Source organism: Klebsiella sp. X13 (assembly GCF_003323835.1).
Classification (GTDB): domain Bacteria; phylum Pseudomonadota; class Gammaproteobacteria; order Enterobacterales; family Enterobacteriaceae; genus Klebsiella; species Klebsiella ornithinolytica.
The window spans coordinates 3,237,004-3,251,511 of the sequence record NZ_CP030874.1; the positions used below are offsets into that span (position 1 = coordinate 3,237,004).

Annotated in this window: 13 protein-coding genes; 7 read left to right on the top strand and 6 right to left on the bottom strand. The window is 53.9% G+C overall.

The genetic code is table 11. The annotated features are described in order from the left end of the window. Positions 1-85: 85 nt before the first annotated feature. Positions 86-1,000, bottom strand: a complete 915-nt coding sequence (lpxP, locus tag DSD31_RS15385) for a kdo(2)-lipid IV(A) palmitoleoyltransferase (RefSeq protein WP_004860740.1) — start codon at positions 998-1,000, stop codon at positions 86-88. A gap of 790 nt (positions 1,001-1,790) precedes the next feature. On the opposite strand from lpxP, the gene fecI reads away from it, so the two are divergent. From fecI to DSD31_RS15410, 5 genes are all read left to right on the top strand, one after another. After that, a complete protein-coding gene (gene fecI / locus DSD31_RS15390; protein WP_004860737.1) occupies positions 1,791-2,309 on the top strand; it encodes a ferric citrate uptake sigma factor FecI in 519 nt (172 codons plus the stop codon). Further along, positions 2,306-3,253 carry a ferric citrate uptake sigma factor regulator FecR gene (gene fecR, locus DSD31_RS15395; RefSeq protein ID WP_032717239.1) on the top strand — a complete coding sequence of 316 codons (948 nt, stop codon included), beginning with the start codon at positions 2,306-2,308 and terminating at the stop codon, positions 3,251-3,253. Before fecI ends, fecR begins: the two co-directional genes overlap by 4 nt. Positions 3,254-3,349: 96 nt before the next feature. Beyond that, positions 3,350-5,680: a TonB-dependent Fe(3+) dicitrate receptor FecA gene (fecA, locus tag DSD31_RS15400; protein ID WP_113991160.1), complete on the top strand. Its 2,331-nt coding sequence runs from the start codon at positions 3,350-3,352 to the stop codon at positions 5,678-5,680. 502 nt (positions 5,681-6,182) lie between these two features. Continuing rightward, on the top strand, positions 6,183-7,370 hold the full coding sequence (locus DSD31_RS15405) for an HD-GYP domain-containing protein (protein ID WP_088402531.1): 1,188 nt from the start codon (positions 6,183-6,185) through the stop codon (positions 7,368-7,370). 82 nt (positions 7,371-7,452) lie between these two features. Continuing rightward, positions 7,453-9,237 carry a diguanylate cyclase gene (locus tag DSD31_RS15410; RefSeq protein ID WP_015584616.1) on the top strand — a complete coding sequence of 595 codons (1,785 nt, stop codon included), beginning with the start codon at positions 7,453-7,455 and terminating at the stop codon, positions 9,235-9,237. Between the two features lie 26 nt (positions 9,238-9,263). Here DSD31_RS15410 and DSD31_RS15415 read toward each other — a convergent pair whose 3' ends face one another. Beyond that, positions 9,264-9,872, bottom strand: coding sequence for a histidine phosphatase family protein (locus DSD31_RS15415; RefSeq protein WP_015584617.1), 609 nt, complete (start codon positions 9,870-9,872; stop codon positions 9,264-9,266). A 248-nt stretch (positions 9,873-10,120) separates the two neighbouring features. On the opposite strand from DSD31_RS15415, the gene DSD31_RS15420 reads away from it, so the two are divergent. Both DSD31_RS15420 and DSD31_RS15425 read left to right on the top strand, forming a co-directional pair. Beyond that, positions 10,121-10,366, top strand: coding sequence for a YmjA family protein (locus tag DSD31_RS15420; protein WP_004860717.1), 246 nt, complete (start codon positions 10,121-10,123; stop codon positions 10,364-10,366). Positions 10,367-10,552: 186 nt separating this feature from the next. After that, positions 10,553-11,029, top strand: coding sequence for a cold-shock protein (locus DSD31_RS15425; protein ID WP_032717235.1), 477 nt, complete (start codon positions 10,553-10,555; stop codon positions 11,027-11,029). A 141-nt stretch (positions 11,030-11,170) separates the two neighbouring features. Here DSD31_RS15425 and DSD31_RS15430 read toward each other — a convergent pair whose 3' ends face one another. The 4 genes from DSD31_RS15430 to glnH are packed head-to-tail and all read right to left on the bottom strand — an operon-like array spanning position 11,171 to position 14,401. Then, entirely contained in the window at positions 11,171-12,193 is a 1,023-nt protein-coding gene (locus tag DSD31_RS15430; protein WP_048024543.1) for an acyl-CoA--6-aminopenicillanic acid acyl-transferase, read from the bottom strand. 21 nt (positions 12,194-12,214) lie between these two features. Continuing rightward, entirely contained in the window at positions 12,215-12,937 is a 723-nt protein-coding gene (gene glnQ / locus DSD31_RS15435; protein WP_015584619.1) for a glutamine ABC transporter ATP-binding protein GlnQ, read from the bottom strand. A 2-nt stretch (positions 12,938-12,939) separates the two neighbouring features. Then, a complete protein-coding gene (gene glnP / locus DSD31_RS15440) occupies positions 12,940-13,596 on the bottom strand; it encodes a glutamine ABC transporter permease GlnP (RefSeq protein ID WP_015584620.1) in 657 nt (218 codons plus the stop codon). Positions 13,597-13,648: 52 nt separating this feature from the next. Next, positions 13,649-14,401, bottom strand: a complete 753-nt coding sequence (glnH, locus tag DSD31_RS15445) for a glutamine ABC transporter substrate-binding protein GlnH (RefSeq protein WP_015584621.1) — start codon at positions 14,399-14,401, stop codon at positions 13,649-13,651. Positions 14,402-14,508 lie beyond the last annotated feature (107 nt).

Sequence of the window (14,508 nt, forward strand, 5' to 3'; positions counted from 1 at the left end):
CTCCTTCGCTTTCAACAAAAAACATGATCGCGCTCACGTTAACGCAACTGCCGCGATTTTGAAAGCGCTTACGGTGCTTGTTGGCTTAGTAGAGTGAGCCTTCGCCCAGCGGGCGGGTTTTGAAGCGCCGATGTACCCACAGATATTGCTCCGGCGCGCGCAGAATCTCTTTTTCAATCACCCGGTTGATATAGCTGGCCGCATCCTGTTTATCTTCGCCAGGATAGTCATTCAGCACATCGCTGATGTACAGGGTGTAACCTTTACGGTCCATCTTACGCACCATACTGATGCTCAGCATCTTCGCACCGGAGAGACGCGACAGGACGTAGGTGCCGTTTGTCGTCGCCGCCTGAGGGACAGAGAAGAACGGCGCAAACACGCTGCCTTTCGGGCCATAGTCCTGATCCGGGGCGAACCATACCGCCTCGCCGGCTTTCAGCGCGTGCACCAGACCAGATAAATTGCGGCGATCGATCATCGCTTTATTCGAACGCAGGCGTCCGCGGGTTTGCACCCACTCCATCAGCGGGCTGTTGTGCGGGCGATAGGTCGCCATCATCGGCCGACACAGACCCATGGTACGGCCACCGAGTTCCAGCGACATAAAGTGCACGCCAACGACCATAACACCCTGCCCGGCGCTTAACGCTTTGCTCAGATTCTCAAAGCCTTCAACGTCGAACCATTTTTTAACCCGCTCGTCGCTCCAGAACCAGGCCATACCGGTTTCGATAAGTCCCATGCCCAGCGACATAAAATTCTGCTCAATCATCTTTTCCCGCGCTTGCGGTGACATGTCCGGAAAACAGAGTTCAAGATTACGTCGGGCAATATGTTCGCGGCGCTTAAGGAAGCGGCGTGACGCCTTGCCTGCGCTGGTGCCGATGATGTGTAACAGAGGATAAGGCAATTGCACGATTAACCAGAGAATGGCAAGGCCAAACCAGGTCCCCCAGTTGCGAGGGTGCAGAAGACTTTTATTAAAAGCGCAAGGCATGATTTTTCCTGTAAACGTCTATAAATGAGTAGCGCTTAAGGAAAAAACGAAGTCCATTCATCAGTCGTTAGGCGGTACGTATAGCAACTATGACAATAGTAATCCGGCTAAATTCACTCCGGCAAGTAAAAAACACCTCCGCGGTGAAAAAAGCATAATACCCTCATAGTTGTAACAGAATGTAAAATAAAAAAGAAGATCCCATTACAAATATTTACTGTGACAACCCTTTTCTCGCTAATTATTTCGATCCGCTGATTGCACATTATTAAATCAATTTGTACTCTTCAGCGTCATATTGCTTCGCAGCCCCTGCCGTCACTGGCCGGCAACAACTTACCCACCCTGTCATCCTGCCCGAGGCGACGCGGTGGTAAAAAGTATAAACGTTGCTAAAGAATCGCGGTAATCAATATAACGCATCTCCATATATCAGAGTCAGAATCTATAAAACAGTATGCAACATATCTTTTCATTCCTTTTCTATATATCAAATAAGAATCACCTTATTTTATAAATCCGCACAATGTCTGGCGCTTTCGCTAAATAAATCATCCATTATTCGTTTACGACGAACAATTATCCTTTTTTATCCCCGACCTTCAATGATAAGCCGCCCGTAACACGGGCCGGAGACCTGATGCCGTGAAATCAACAACATTTTCTAATCGCAACAGTCACTTATTGAAATTATTGTTCGCACGACCCATTTTTGCGCCGCCTTTTAATTGTAATGATAACCATTCTCATATTAACATGTCGCTATTGATAACCTGTTTTGAACCCGCTTATGTCTCAGCTTTCCGCCACCACGCCGTTCACGCTCGCGTCTCTGTATCAAGCCCATCACGGCTGGCTGACAACCTGGTTAACCGGCAAGCTGCAATCCGCCTTTGACGCCGATGATGTCACTCAGGATACCTTTCTGCGCGTGATGGGCAGCGAATCGCTGACGGCGATCCGCGATCCTAGATCCTTCCTGTGCACCATCGCCAGACGGGTGATGATCGATCTGTTTCGCCGTAATGCGCTGGAACGCGCGTGGCTGGAGATGCTTGCCCAGCTTCCGCAAACCCTGGTCCCTTCGCCGGAGCGACAGCACATCCAGCTGGAGACGCTGCAGCAGGTCGATGCCATGCTTGATGGCCTGAGCCGGAAAGCCCGCGCGGCCTTTTTGCTTTCGCAGCTGGAGGGGCTGACGTACGCCGAGATTGCCGAACGCCTGATGGTATCGGTCAGCTCAGTAAAAAAATACGTCGCCAGAGCGACTGAGCACTGCCTGCTTTTTCGCCTGGAGAATGGCCTGTGAGTTCCGCATTAACCGAATCCCGTCGTCTGGCTCTGCGTTCCGCATCGCGCTGGTACGCGGTATTAAGCGATAGTCGCGTCAACCCCCGACAGGAGGTCCGCTGGCAACAGTGGTATGAACAAAGCCGCGATCACCAGTGGGCGTGGCAGCAGGTCGAAAACCTGCGCCAGCAGATGGGACAACTTCCCGGTCCCCTTGCCAGCCGGACGCTCAACGACAGTCGCCTGACGCGTCGCCAGGTGCTGAAAGGGCTGATGCTGCTGGTTGCCGCCGGCGGCGGCTGGCAGATGTGGAGCAGCGAACTGGCGGAAGGATTGCGCGCCGATTACCGCACGGCAAAAGGCATGCCCCTGCGGCAAACGCTCAGCGACGGCACTCTGCTGACGCTCAATACCGACAGCGCCGCCGATGTGCGCTTTGATGGCCACCAGCGCCTGATTCGCCTGCGCTACGGCGAAATTGCCATCACCACCGCCCGCGACCGCCGGCAACGACCGTTTCGCGTCCAGACCCGCGACGGTTTACTCACCGCGCTGGGCACCGAATTTACCGTCCGCCAGTTTGCCCGTGACACGCGCCTGACGGTGCAACAGCACGCCGTCGAGGCGCTGCTGCCAGACGGACAGCGCAAGATTGTCCACGCGGGCGAGAGCCTGTGGTTTACCCGCGATGCCTTCACCCGCCTTCAGGCGCTCAACAGCAGCGACGCCAGCTGGACGCAGGGCGTCCTCAGCTTCCGCGATCGTCCGCTGCATGAAGTGCTCGCCACACTCTCCCGCTATCGCCCCGGGATCTTACGCTGCGATCCCGCCGTCGCCGGTTTGCGTCTGAGCGGCACCTTTCCGCTGGGCGACACCGATGCGATTTTGCACATCATCGCGCAGACCCTGCCGGTAAAACTGCAATTTGCCACCCGCTACTGGGTCACTGTCATCGCAGCCTGAGAAAAAAAACAAAAAATTTGCCTTCTCCATTGTCCCTTTTCACCCGCTCGTTCGACTTAACAGGTGATGACAACCAAAAACGATTGTGGAGAACACATGACGCCTTTACGCGTATTACGCAAACCGATGCCTCTGGTGATGGCAATCCGTTTAAGCCTGCTGCCGCTCGCGGGGCTGGTCGCTGCCCCCGCATTGGCGGCAACGCAGTTTGATATTGCCGCCGGGGATTTAGACAGCGCACTGAACCAGTACGCCGCCCGCAGCGGCATTACGCTCTCGGCGGATGCTGGCCTGACGCGCGGAAAACACAGCGATGGCCTGCACGGCCGCTATGAGCTGGAAGAGGGTCTGCAAACGCTGCTCAGCGGGAGCGGACTGCAGCTGAAATCTCTGGGCAATCAGGCCTGGACGCTGGAACCGGCGCCGGTTAATACGGAATCCACGCTGACGGTGATCGGCGACTGGCTTGGCGACGCCCGGGAAAACGATGTTTTTGAACACGCCGGCGCCCGCGATGTTATCCGCCGCGACGATTTCGCCAAAACCGGCGCCACCACTATGCGCGAAGTCCTGAATCGCATTCCCGGCGTCAATGCGCCGGAAAATACCGGTACCGGCAGCCACGATCTGGCGATGAACTTTGGCATCCGGGGGCTGAACCCACGCCTCGCCAGCCGTTCTACGGTACTGATGGACGGTATTCCGGTGCCTTTCGCCCCCTACGGTCAACCTCAGCTATCGCTGGCGCCGGTATCGCTGGGCAATATGGATGCGGTGGATGTGGTTCGCGGCGCAGGCGCCGTGCGCTACGGGCCACAAAACGTGGGCGGCGTAGTGAACTTTGTCACCCGGGCCATCCCGCAAGACTTTGCTATCGCGGGCGGCGTAGAAGGCCAGCTCAGCCCGACCTCTTCGCAGAACAATCCCAAAGAGACGCATAACCTGATGCTGGGAGGGACCGCCGATAACGGACTGGGGGCTGCCCTGCTCTATTCAGGTACCCGCGGCAGCGACTGGCGTGAACATAGCGCCACGCGCATCGATGACGTGATGCTGAAAGGCAAATATGCGCCAAACGCGGTGCACACGTTCAACAGCTTGCTGCAGTACTACGATGGTGAAGCCGATATGCCCGGCGGCCTGTCCCGCGCCGATTATGCTGCCGATCGCTGGCAGTCCACCCGCTTAAAAGATCGCTTCTGGGGACGACGTCAGCTGGCCAGCCTCGGCTATCAGTTCCAGCCCGATGACCGGCACAAGTTCAACATTCAGGGCTTCTATACCCATACGCTGCGCAGCGGTTATCTGGAGCAAGGGAAACGCACCACGCTTTCCCCGCGTGAATACTGGGTGCGCGGTATCGAGCCGCGCTACAGCCAAAGCTTTATGCTTGGCGCTTCCGCGCATGAAGTCGGCGTCGGCTATCGCTACGTGAATGAATCCACGCACGAGATGCGCTATTACACCCCCACCGTCAGCGGCAAGTTGCCCGACACCGCCAGTCCGTACGACCGCGATACCCGCTCTGGCACCGTGGCTCACGCCTGGTATATCGACGATCGCATCGATATCGGCAACTGGACGGTCACGCCGGGGATGCGTTTCGAACATATTGAGTCTTACCAGGACGACAGCCTGAAAGGCACCCGTCAGCAGGTCAGCTATAATGCCCCGCTGCCGGCGCTTAACGTACTTTATCACCTCACCGACAGCTGGAATCTTTATGCCAATACAGAAGGATCGTTCGGTACCGTACAGTACAGCCAAATTGGCAAGGCTGTGCAAAGCGGCAATGTGGAACCGGAAAAGGCCCGCACCTGGGAAGTCGGTACCCGCTACGACAACGGCGCGCTGAGCGCGGAAATGGGACTCTTCCTGATTAACTTCAACAATCAGTACGACTCCAACCAGACCAACGATACCGTCACCGCTCGCGGTAAAACTCGCCACAGCGGACTGGAGACGCAGACGCGTTACGATCTCGGCGATCTCAATCCGCAGCTGGAAAATCTGTCGGTCTATGCCAGCTATGCCTATGTCAACGCCGTCATTCGTGAGAAAGGCGATACCTACGGCAACCAGGTGCCTTTCTCACCCAGACATAAAGGTACGCTCGGGGTAGATTACAAACCGGGTAACTGGACGTTCAACCTCAATAGCGATTTCCAGTCCAGTCAGTTTGCTGACAACGCCAACACCGTGGAAGAGAGCGCTGACGGCAGCAACGGCCGCATTCCGGGCTATATGCTGTGGGGCGCCCGCGTCGCCTACGATTTTGGCCCGCAAATGGCCAATCTCAATCTGGCGTTTGGCGTAAAAAATATTTTCGACCATGAGTACTACACCCGCTCATACGACGATAACAACAAAGGCATCTATGTCGGCCAGCCGCGTACCTTGTATCTGCAAGGCGCCATGACATTCTGATGATGACGTGGTGGTAATCAAAACGTTCGTCACCGTCCCGCCCAGGGGCGGTGACGGTGTTGTTTTACCGTGGGGCCGACGTTCGGCCCTGTACTGGCTTCACGCCGCCAACAACTCGCGAGGCAACAGCGTCTCCGTCAGCGGCGACCGGCAAGCGTTCATCACACCATCACGCAGCCTGTTCTAAAATTCGTTTTGCCGACGATCGAATCAGATAAGCCTCATCCCGGCGGCGAGGTAACGCAAGCTACTCACGACAATGTATTTTCTTTTTATGAGCAAAATGATTAACTGACGCCTGTTAAAGACTTTTTTCACGCTTTTATGCGTCTTTGTCGCCACGCATTTCGGGCTTGAGTATGGCTATAAATGAAATTATTTCGGGATTTGCTCACCGATTATTTCGCCGCGAACTAGCGTCTCTACCCCCTGCTGGCGTTATCTGGATACAGGCCACCAGAATGAGCCGATATTATCCCAATCACGCGGATGGAGAAAAACGATGCGTCTCGCCTTAAAATCAGCATTGATGCTAACCACGCGCGTTATACAGATAATCAACCCGGAACTTCAGTTGCATATGCAACGCACGGCGCTAATTGCTCTCGAACTTTCGTTAGCTCTGGAACTGCCGCGGTCGCAGCAGCAGACCATATTTTGCGCCGCACTGCTTCACGATATTGGCGTGCTCGGCGATAAGCGAATCGTCACCTCGCTGAATGACATTGATAATATCGAAGACCCTCACCAGCATCGGGGGGCCGAGATGCTCAACGGCTTACCCACCTTCGCGCCTGTTTTGCCTGTTATCCGCCATCACCACTTTAACCCGGCGCATAAAGGTAACCTCGAAGAGCATATCGTTTTTTTTGCCGATGCTTTTGAACGTCTGCTCTCCACCGGAAATATCACCACGGATCACCACCCCGACATTATCATCGACACCTTCCGCACCTTGCATCATGAGATTGATCCGATGCTCTGTGACACCGTCTGCCAGCTCGCGCAAAAAGAGCATTTCTGGCTGCATCTTCATCCCGGACATATCCAAAGGATGCTGGAGATCATCGGCCCGATTAACGAGCTGTACATCGATATCGACGGGCTGAAAGATATTTGTTTGTTAATCGCCAAAATTGTCGATACCTACAGCAGTTTCACCGCCAGCCACAGTATTATGGTCGGTGAAATATCCTGCCTGCTGGCAACCTATATGCATCTGCCGGAACAGGAGTGCAAAAAAATCGAAATTGCCGGCTATTTGCACGATATTGGTAAAATTAATATCCCACTGGATATCCTGGAAAAGCAAAGCGAACTCACGCCTGATGAACTCCGTCAGGTGCGAGAACATAGCTATATGACCGGTGAAATTCTCAGCGCCTTTAGCGAACTGGGTGAAATCATTAACTGGGCGGCAAACCACCATGAAAAACTCGATGGCAGCGGCTATCCGCTGCATCTGAATCAGGATTATCTGCAACTCCCTGACCGGATCATCGCCATTGCCGATATTTTTACCGCTCTGACCGAAGATCGCCCCTATCGCGTCGCCATGCGTTATCAGGATGCATTACAGCTGATAGAGAACGATGTTATAAATGGCGCCCTGGATAAAGATGTTTTTTGTACCTTATGCCAGCATGCCGGCACGCTACATAGCACGATTATTCGCAAAAAACGCAGCTAACCCTCTGCCCGCAAGTGGGCAAAAGCGGGTTCTATAATTAGACGTAACGTCATTTGTTCATCTGCACGCAAGGAAAATTCGGGTGAGAATCGCCACCATGACCAACTGGGCCTACGGGATCACCGTTTGCCTGACCATCACTTCCGGTATTGCCATGCTGATGGCGTCCAACGCGGAGACGGCCGAACGCCAGGCCGTACAACAGCGGCAGATCTTCGACCAGTTAACCGAAACGGTTGAAACCGAGAGCTGGGAATTATCCGACCTCGCTCGCGCTTACGTCATTAACAAAAATCCGGATGTGTTGCAGGAGTACCGCCAGCAGGCCCGTTCGCTGACGACCATAGAGCACCGGCTGGAAAAGCTGAAAGATCGGGGAGCGACGCCGCAGGAGCTGATGTTGCTGCGCGAGGGGCTGCAGATCGCGGATGAGCTGCAGGATGAACAGCAGGCCGCGCTCGCCAGTATTGAACGCGGCGCAGACAGCGAGGCGCTCTCCCTGCTCTACGGCAAGCATTATGAACAGGAGCTGGACCGGGTACAGACACAGATCGATCACTTCCGCCTTATGCTGGAAGGCCGGGCCGCCAGCGCCATTGCACAAGCCACGGAAAAATCGCACACCTGGCGTACGTTATCAGAAATAATGGTCGCGCTGACGGCGCTGATGTTCCTGTTTGTCCTCGGGTTTATCCTTCAACGGCGGGTATTATACCCGGTTGTTCGTTTAAGCGATGTGGTACAGCGTCTCGCCTCACAGGATTATGCCGTCGAAGCTCCCCAGTTCACGCAGATCGATGAGATTGGCGATATGGCGCAGGCGATCCGTATTTTCCGCGAAAATGGCCTGGCGCGTCAGCGTCTTGAACAAGAGCGCGATGCCGACTGGGCGATTCGGGAACTGCTGGCGCGCATGACGCAGCGTCTGCAAGGCTGCGAATCTTTTGATGATGTTATCAAGGTCGCCGAGCTCTTCGCGCCGAATATCGCCCCCGCAATTCCCGGGCGCCTGTATGTTCTCGAAACCAATCCCTGGCAGTTGCGCTGTGTGGCCCAATGGCTCTCGCCGCCGGATGAACCCGAGGTCTTTTATCCTGACAACTGCTGGGCCGTCCGCCGTGGGTTAAGCCATCCACCGGTCAATGGTGAGCCTGACATCGCCTGTTCACACCTGCCGGACGCCTGCATTCATCAATCGCTTTGCGTGCCGCTGGTTGCGCAAGGAGAAGCCATCGGCCTGCTCTCCTTCAGGAATGTCACCTCTGCTACCGCCCCTTCGCGTGCCTATCTGGAGCTGATGGCCGAAGCGCTGGGTCTGGCGCTGGCAAACCAGCGTCTGCGCAGCGCGCTGCTGGAGAAAGCGCTGTTTGATTCGCTGACCGGGCTGCGTAACCGTCATCATCTGGATGATGCCTTGCATACGCAAATCAATCTCGCGGTGCAAAACCATGCTCCGCTGAGCTGCCTGATGATCGATATCGATCACTTCAAGACGATTAACGATCGGTATGGTCACGAAGCCGGCGATCTGGTGATCAAGAGCGTGGCGGTCATTGTCCAACGCGCGGTACGCGACAAAGGCATGGCTTTTCGCTACGGCGGCGAGGAGTTTCTGGTGCTGCTGGCCGGCGCCAGTGAAGAGGCGGCCCGGGCCTGCGCAGAGGAGATTTACGACAGTGTCCGCAGCCTGACCCTGCGGGATGGCCTCACCGAGATTGGCCAGGTGGATGTCTCCATCGGCATTGCCAGCTTCCCGCAGCATACCCAGAGCGACAGCCTGCTGCGTGCCGCGGATGCCGCACTTTACCGGGCCAAAGAGCAGGGCCGCTCCAGAATAGTCAGTTTCGGCATGCTGAAATCCGACTAAACGCCACAAGGGGATAAGCTGTCTGCTTATCCCCGCAGCAGCAAATGGGTGGCTATCCCCCATTTCACCAGCGATAACCGACCTGCCGCATACTCCAGAACCGAGTAGCTGCCATTCTGATGCGTATAGCGAGGGAAGTGCTCCGCGCCATGGCCGTCAAGAATGGAGATAACCGCCTGTATGACCTGGCCATGAGAAACCACGCACACGCAGCGATCCCCCGCCTCACCGGCTGCAAGCAGCGCCGCGGTTGTTCTGGCGGCGGCGGCGGCCAGCGACTCGCCGTTCGGCGGCGTCACGTGCGGATCGCCGGAGTAGATCGTATCGAACAGCCTTCGCTGCGCGTCGTTGAGCTGCGGATAGACCGTGCCCTCTAATGGCCCGAAACCCCGTTCAATGAGCCGCGCATCAAAGCGGATTGGACAGGCAAAATGGGCCGCGATCGGCATAGCCGCCGCGACGGCGCGACCTGCAGGAGAAGAGACCACCCGATCTATCTCCTCACCGTCAAGCGCACGAATCAATGCCGCTATTTGTCGATGCCCACGCGCGGTTACCGGGCTATCAAGCTGCCCCTGCAGGCGGTTAACGCCATTCCATTCGGTTTCACCATGTCTGACGAGCAATATCTTCATTGACAGCATCGGGTTACGAGTTAGCGGGCAACATTACCCTCTGCAGAGAATAAAAAGAAAGTGATGCCCGGTCCAGCGTTCCCCTGACGCGCATCCTGTTGGCCGCGCGGTGGAACAGAAAATCAGACCGCCATACTCTCAGGCGTTTTTCACCTTCGGATCTCCGCAATGCGGATGGCAGAAAAAATGAAATAAGGATGATATGATCTCTGGAAAATGATGCCGGCATTAACCTAAGGGCCTACTGAATGAATAATGAAATACCGTTAAAGTATTATGACATCGCCGACGAGTACGCGACAGAATGCGCAAAGCCGGTCAGTGAAGCGGAACGCGAACCTCTGGCGCACTATTTTCAGCTGCTGCTCAGCCGTCTGATGAACAACGAGGAGATCAGCGAAGAGGCCCAGGCAGAAATGGCGCACGAAGCCGGTCTCCACCCGGATCGTATCGATGAGATCGCGACGTTCCTTAATCAGTGGGGCAATGAGTAGCCTGCCACCAGTTCTCTGGCCAGGATAAACAGGCGTGTTGTTATTCTGAGGCACGCTATTTCCCCTCGCATAGCCAAAATTTATCGTCCAGACTGAAACCAAAGACGTGGTCTGCGCAGCCATTGTGCATTACACTGCGCGCTGCAAAAATTGAGTTAATACACGATTAAGTAGGTGGTAACGGCGATGAACGGAACAATCACAACCTGGTTTAAAGATAAAGGTTTTGGATTTATCAAAGATGAAAACGGCGATAACCGCTATTTTCATGTGATTAAGGTCGCCAATCCTGAGCTGATTAAGAAAGATGCGGCGGTGACCTTCGAACCCACCACCAATAACAAGGGTTTGTCAGCGTACGCGGTGAAAGTGGTACCAGAAAGCAAATATATCTATATCGCCGGCGAACGCCTGAAGCTCACGTCGATCAAATCCTACCTGGTCTACAGCGAAGAGGTACCTGCCGATACCCGCATTGATAAAGAAAATGCGGTGCTGTCCGTGGGGATCCTGATGAGCAGCATCAAGCCGAAATCCGACGTTAAGCCCGGTGACATGCGCTCGCTGAAAAAACTGGCGATCACCACTTTTCAGGGCACGACATTGATCTTCTCAGAAGATGAAATTGACATCGATGCCACGGTGAAACTGCTTAAAGTCTGATCGTACTCTGATCCAGGCCGGCAGGCTGCACCCTTCTGATGCAGCCTGCCGGCCCCTCAAACCGCTCTCCATACGCCCTCTCTTGCCCCGGTTCTGCAACCTCGGGTGCCAGAGTAACATCGGCGCATTCACTCACACAGGTCATGCATTTACCGCCCCTTGCAAGATAGCCTGCTGCCGATCCAGGGTGAAAATGCGCCACTCTACCTGGCGAGCATTCAGCACAAACAGGGCCGTAGCCAGGGTATTTTCCTCATCCGGATCCTGCGGCGATAAACGGTATATCGGCAGTGCCGCAACCTGCTGATCGGATAAGATAGCCAGGGCGCCCGTTGCATCCAGTTGCGATGACGTTGTTAACTCGTCGATAAGGCGAGCCTGGCGCGAAGCGGAACTGTCGGTAATGACCTGCTGCACATCCCTGAGCGATTCGTGAATCAAATGGTTAGCATGACCAAATGTGCCATCCAGCAAACGCACTGAATGCCCGGCGCCTGTCGCTTCAATGCTGAACAGACGACTATCTCCGGACTGTCCCAGGGTGTGATGGAATGCACCTGAACGCGGCAGGGTGGTTAAAACGGCAATGGCCTCATCCAGCGTGCTAGCATTCAGTGCAGCGCGCGCCAGGATTTGCCGCGGTATACCGACGGGCCGGTGCAGCGCGCGAATGTTATTTACGGTATTCACGATCCCCATGGCATTGACTGCAAAAGTATGACCGCAAAGCGAACCTGGGTAAGCAAAGCTGGAAAAGGCCATCCCCTCGGTAGGTGAAATACTGACCCATGCGCAATCGTCGCGTAGCTGCGGGAACCCGTCTTCGTTGTGGGCGATCACGCGCTCCCCCTCGCGGCTCTCCCCCACTACCGTGGTACAACCATCGGACGTTGATCGCACTAAATCACCCCGGCAGTTCCAGGCGAAAACTTCGTCAACCGGCGCTTGTAAACCCGCTGCCATACCGGTCAGCTCCTGCCAAATCAACGGAAACTGCTGCTCAACCAGGGTTCGCATCGCCCGAGTTTGCGCACTGTCTTTCATACCGATAACCGTTTGCCACAGCGGAATATGTACCAGCTTTTGATGCCAGGCGTCGCGACCGAATTCGCCCAGGCGTTGACCAACGGCAAACGAAGATCCACTAATTGTGATTTTTTTCATATTGTTATCATTCACTTCTATTCAGGATACGTGTTGCAAAAATTCTTTCAGGCGCGGATTACTGCTCGCGTTTAGCAGCATATCAGGTGATCCATCTTCGGCAATGGTTCCCCTGTCAATAAAGATCAAGCGCGATGCCACGTCACGCGCAAAGCCAATTTCGTGCGTGACAATGACCATAGTCATCCCTTCATCAGCCAGCGAGCGCATAACCTTTAACACTTCATGACGCAATTCAGGGTCAAGCGCGGAAGTAGGTTCATCGAACAGCATCATTTTCGGCTTCACCGCCAGCGCACGCGCAATCGCCACGCGCTGCTGTTGGCCGCCGGATAACTCCGATGGATAGTGATTAGCTCGGTCCTTCAGGCCGACGCGATCCAGCAATGCCAGCGCCTGTTCGCGCGCCGCTGCTTTACTCTGTTTACGCACCCGAATGGGGCCAAACATCACATTCTCCAGCGCGGTTAAATGCGGAAAGAGATGGAATTGCTGGAACACCATGCCTGCTTCACGGCGGATATCACATTCGCTGGCGTGCGGATCGGTAATATGCATCCCCGCCACCAGCAGCGTACCAGAGCTAATTGCCTCCAGTTTATTGATACAGCGTAGCAGCGTCGATTTACCCGACCCCGAAGGTCCGATAATCACCACCACTTCTCCGGCTTCAATTTTCAGATTGATATCATGCAGCACGGGCGTCGTGCCGAAGCTTTTAGATACTGCGCTAAATTCAACCATGCTCATAAAATATGGATCCTTTTCTCTAGTTGCTTCAGCAGAAAACTCAGGCACAACGTCACCATCAGATAAATCAACGCTACTGCCGTCCACACTTCCAGGGCACGAAAGTTGCCGGCAATAATTTCCTGTCCTTGCCGCGTTAACTCAGCTACACCGATGACAATGAACAACGAAGTATCTTTAATACTGATAATCCATTGGTTACCCAGCGCTGGAATCATACGCCGCAATGCCAGAGGCATAATCACATGCCACACGGTGCTGCGTTGGGATAATCCCATTGCCAGGCTGGCTTCTTTAAAACCTTTATTGATCGATAATATTGCTCCACGCGTTATTTCGGCAATATAGGCACCGGAGTTAATTACAATCGTCGCAATCGCGGCAGTAACGGGTTCGATACGCACAGGTAATATCATCGGTAATGCGAAATAAATAAACATCACCTGTACCATGATCGGCGTACCACGAATTAATTCAATAAACACTAACGATAGCGTTTTCGCTATGCGACCACCAAAAGCCCGGCAGGTCCCGGCGAACAAACCAATAATAAAACCGCCCAACAGACCTGACAGTGAAATAATCAATGTCAGTTGCAACCCCTGCAACAACAGTGGCAGGGATTGCCATATATAATGACTATCAAAATTCATAATAAAACCAGTTCAGATGGAGTATGGGCCGAATTTCTTCGGCCAGAAGATGTTATTTCGGTTGTTTATCGAACCACTTCACATAAATTTTGCTATAGGTACCATCTGCGCGTAATGCCTCAAGTGCGGCATTTATTTTTGGTGTCAGGCTGCTGTTTTTCTGCATCGCGAAGCCATACTGCTGTGGCAAAATGCTATCGCTTTCCCCTGTAGATTTAACTTTCCCACCGCCCGCCGTTTTTACGTAATAGAGCACGTTCGGCGAGTCATGTACCACGGCGTCGAGGTTCCCTGCCTGCAGATCGAGATAGGCATTGTCGATGTTCGGAAATTCAATATAGTTAGCTTTGTATTTTGATTTCATAAAGGTCGCGGCGGCGGTGCCTTGTTTAAGCCCTACTTTCTTGCCCGCCAGATCGCTGAAGCGGGTGATGCTATTATTACCTGTCTTCACCGCCATTAATAAATCAGCGTTATAATATCCATCGCTAAAGTCGACAACCTGTTTTCGCGCATCGGTAATGGTAATCCCCGCCATAGCTACATCTAAATTACGCGATTGCAAGCCAGGAATTAACCCACCGAAATCCATGGGGCGTAATTCGTAGCTTATATTCATTTTTTTGGCAATCGCATCCCACAGGTCGATATCAAAGCCCACGTATTTATCACCTTGTTTAAATTCAAAGGGAACAAATGCCGTATCAACACCCACCGTAATTTTATCCTGGGCTGCGGCCAGGAAACTGGTGGAACACGCGACCAGAGCCAATGTGATTTTTAATTTGCTAAGTAAAGTAGACATAATAAACCTCAACGTCGATGAGAAAATATATATAACAAAACAGGTGCTGCGCCCGCTGAAAGGCTAACAACTGATGTGTGTATTCCATGACAAATTATGCCTGCCAA

Bases quoted from the DNA above. Each gene is read 5' to 3' on its own strand.
- lpxP (WP_004860740.1), bottom strand. From the start codon at position 1,000: ATGCCTTGCGCTTTTAATAAAAGTCTTCTGCACCCTCGCAACTGGGGG.
- fecI (WP_004860737.1), top strand. From the start codon at position 1,791: ATGTCTCAGCTTTCCGCCACCACGCCGTTCACGCTCGCGTCTCTGTAT.
- fecA (WP_113991160.1), top strand. From the start codon at position 3,350: ATGACGCCTTTACGCGTATTACGCAAACCGATGCCTCTGGTGATGGCA.
- DSD31_RS15405 (WP_088402531.1), top strand. From the start codon at position 6,183: ATGCGTCTCGCCTTAAAATCAGCATTGATGCTAACCACGCGCGTTATA.
- DSD31_RS15415 (WP_015584617.1), bottom strand. From the start codon at position 9,872: ATGAAGATATTGCTCGTCAGACATGGTGAAACCGAATGGAATGGCGTT.
- DSD31_RS15420 (WP_004860717.1), top strand. From the start codon at position 10,121: ATGAATAATGAAATACCGTTAAAGTATTATGACATCGCCGACGAGTAC.
- DSD31_RS15425 (WP_032717235.1), top strand. From the start codon at position 10,553: ATGAACGGAACAATCACAACCTGGTTTAAAGATAAAGGTTTTGGATTT.
- DSD31_RS15430 (WP_048024543.1), bottom strand. From the start codon at position 12,193: ATGAAAAAAATCACAATTAGTGGATCTTCGTTTGCCGTTGGTCAACGC.
- glnQ (WP_015584619.1), bottom strand. From the start codon at position 12,937: ATGGTTGAATTTAGCGCAGTATCTAAAAGCTTCGGCACGACGCCCGTG.
- glnP (WP_015584620.1), bottom strand. From the start codon at position 13,596: ATGAATTTTGATAGTCATTATATATGGCAATCCCTGCCACTGTTGTTG.
- glnH (WP_015584621.1), bottom strand. From the start codon at position 14,401: ATGTCTACTTTACTTAGCAAATTAAAAATCACATTGGCTCTGGTCGCG.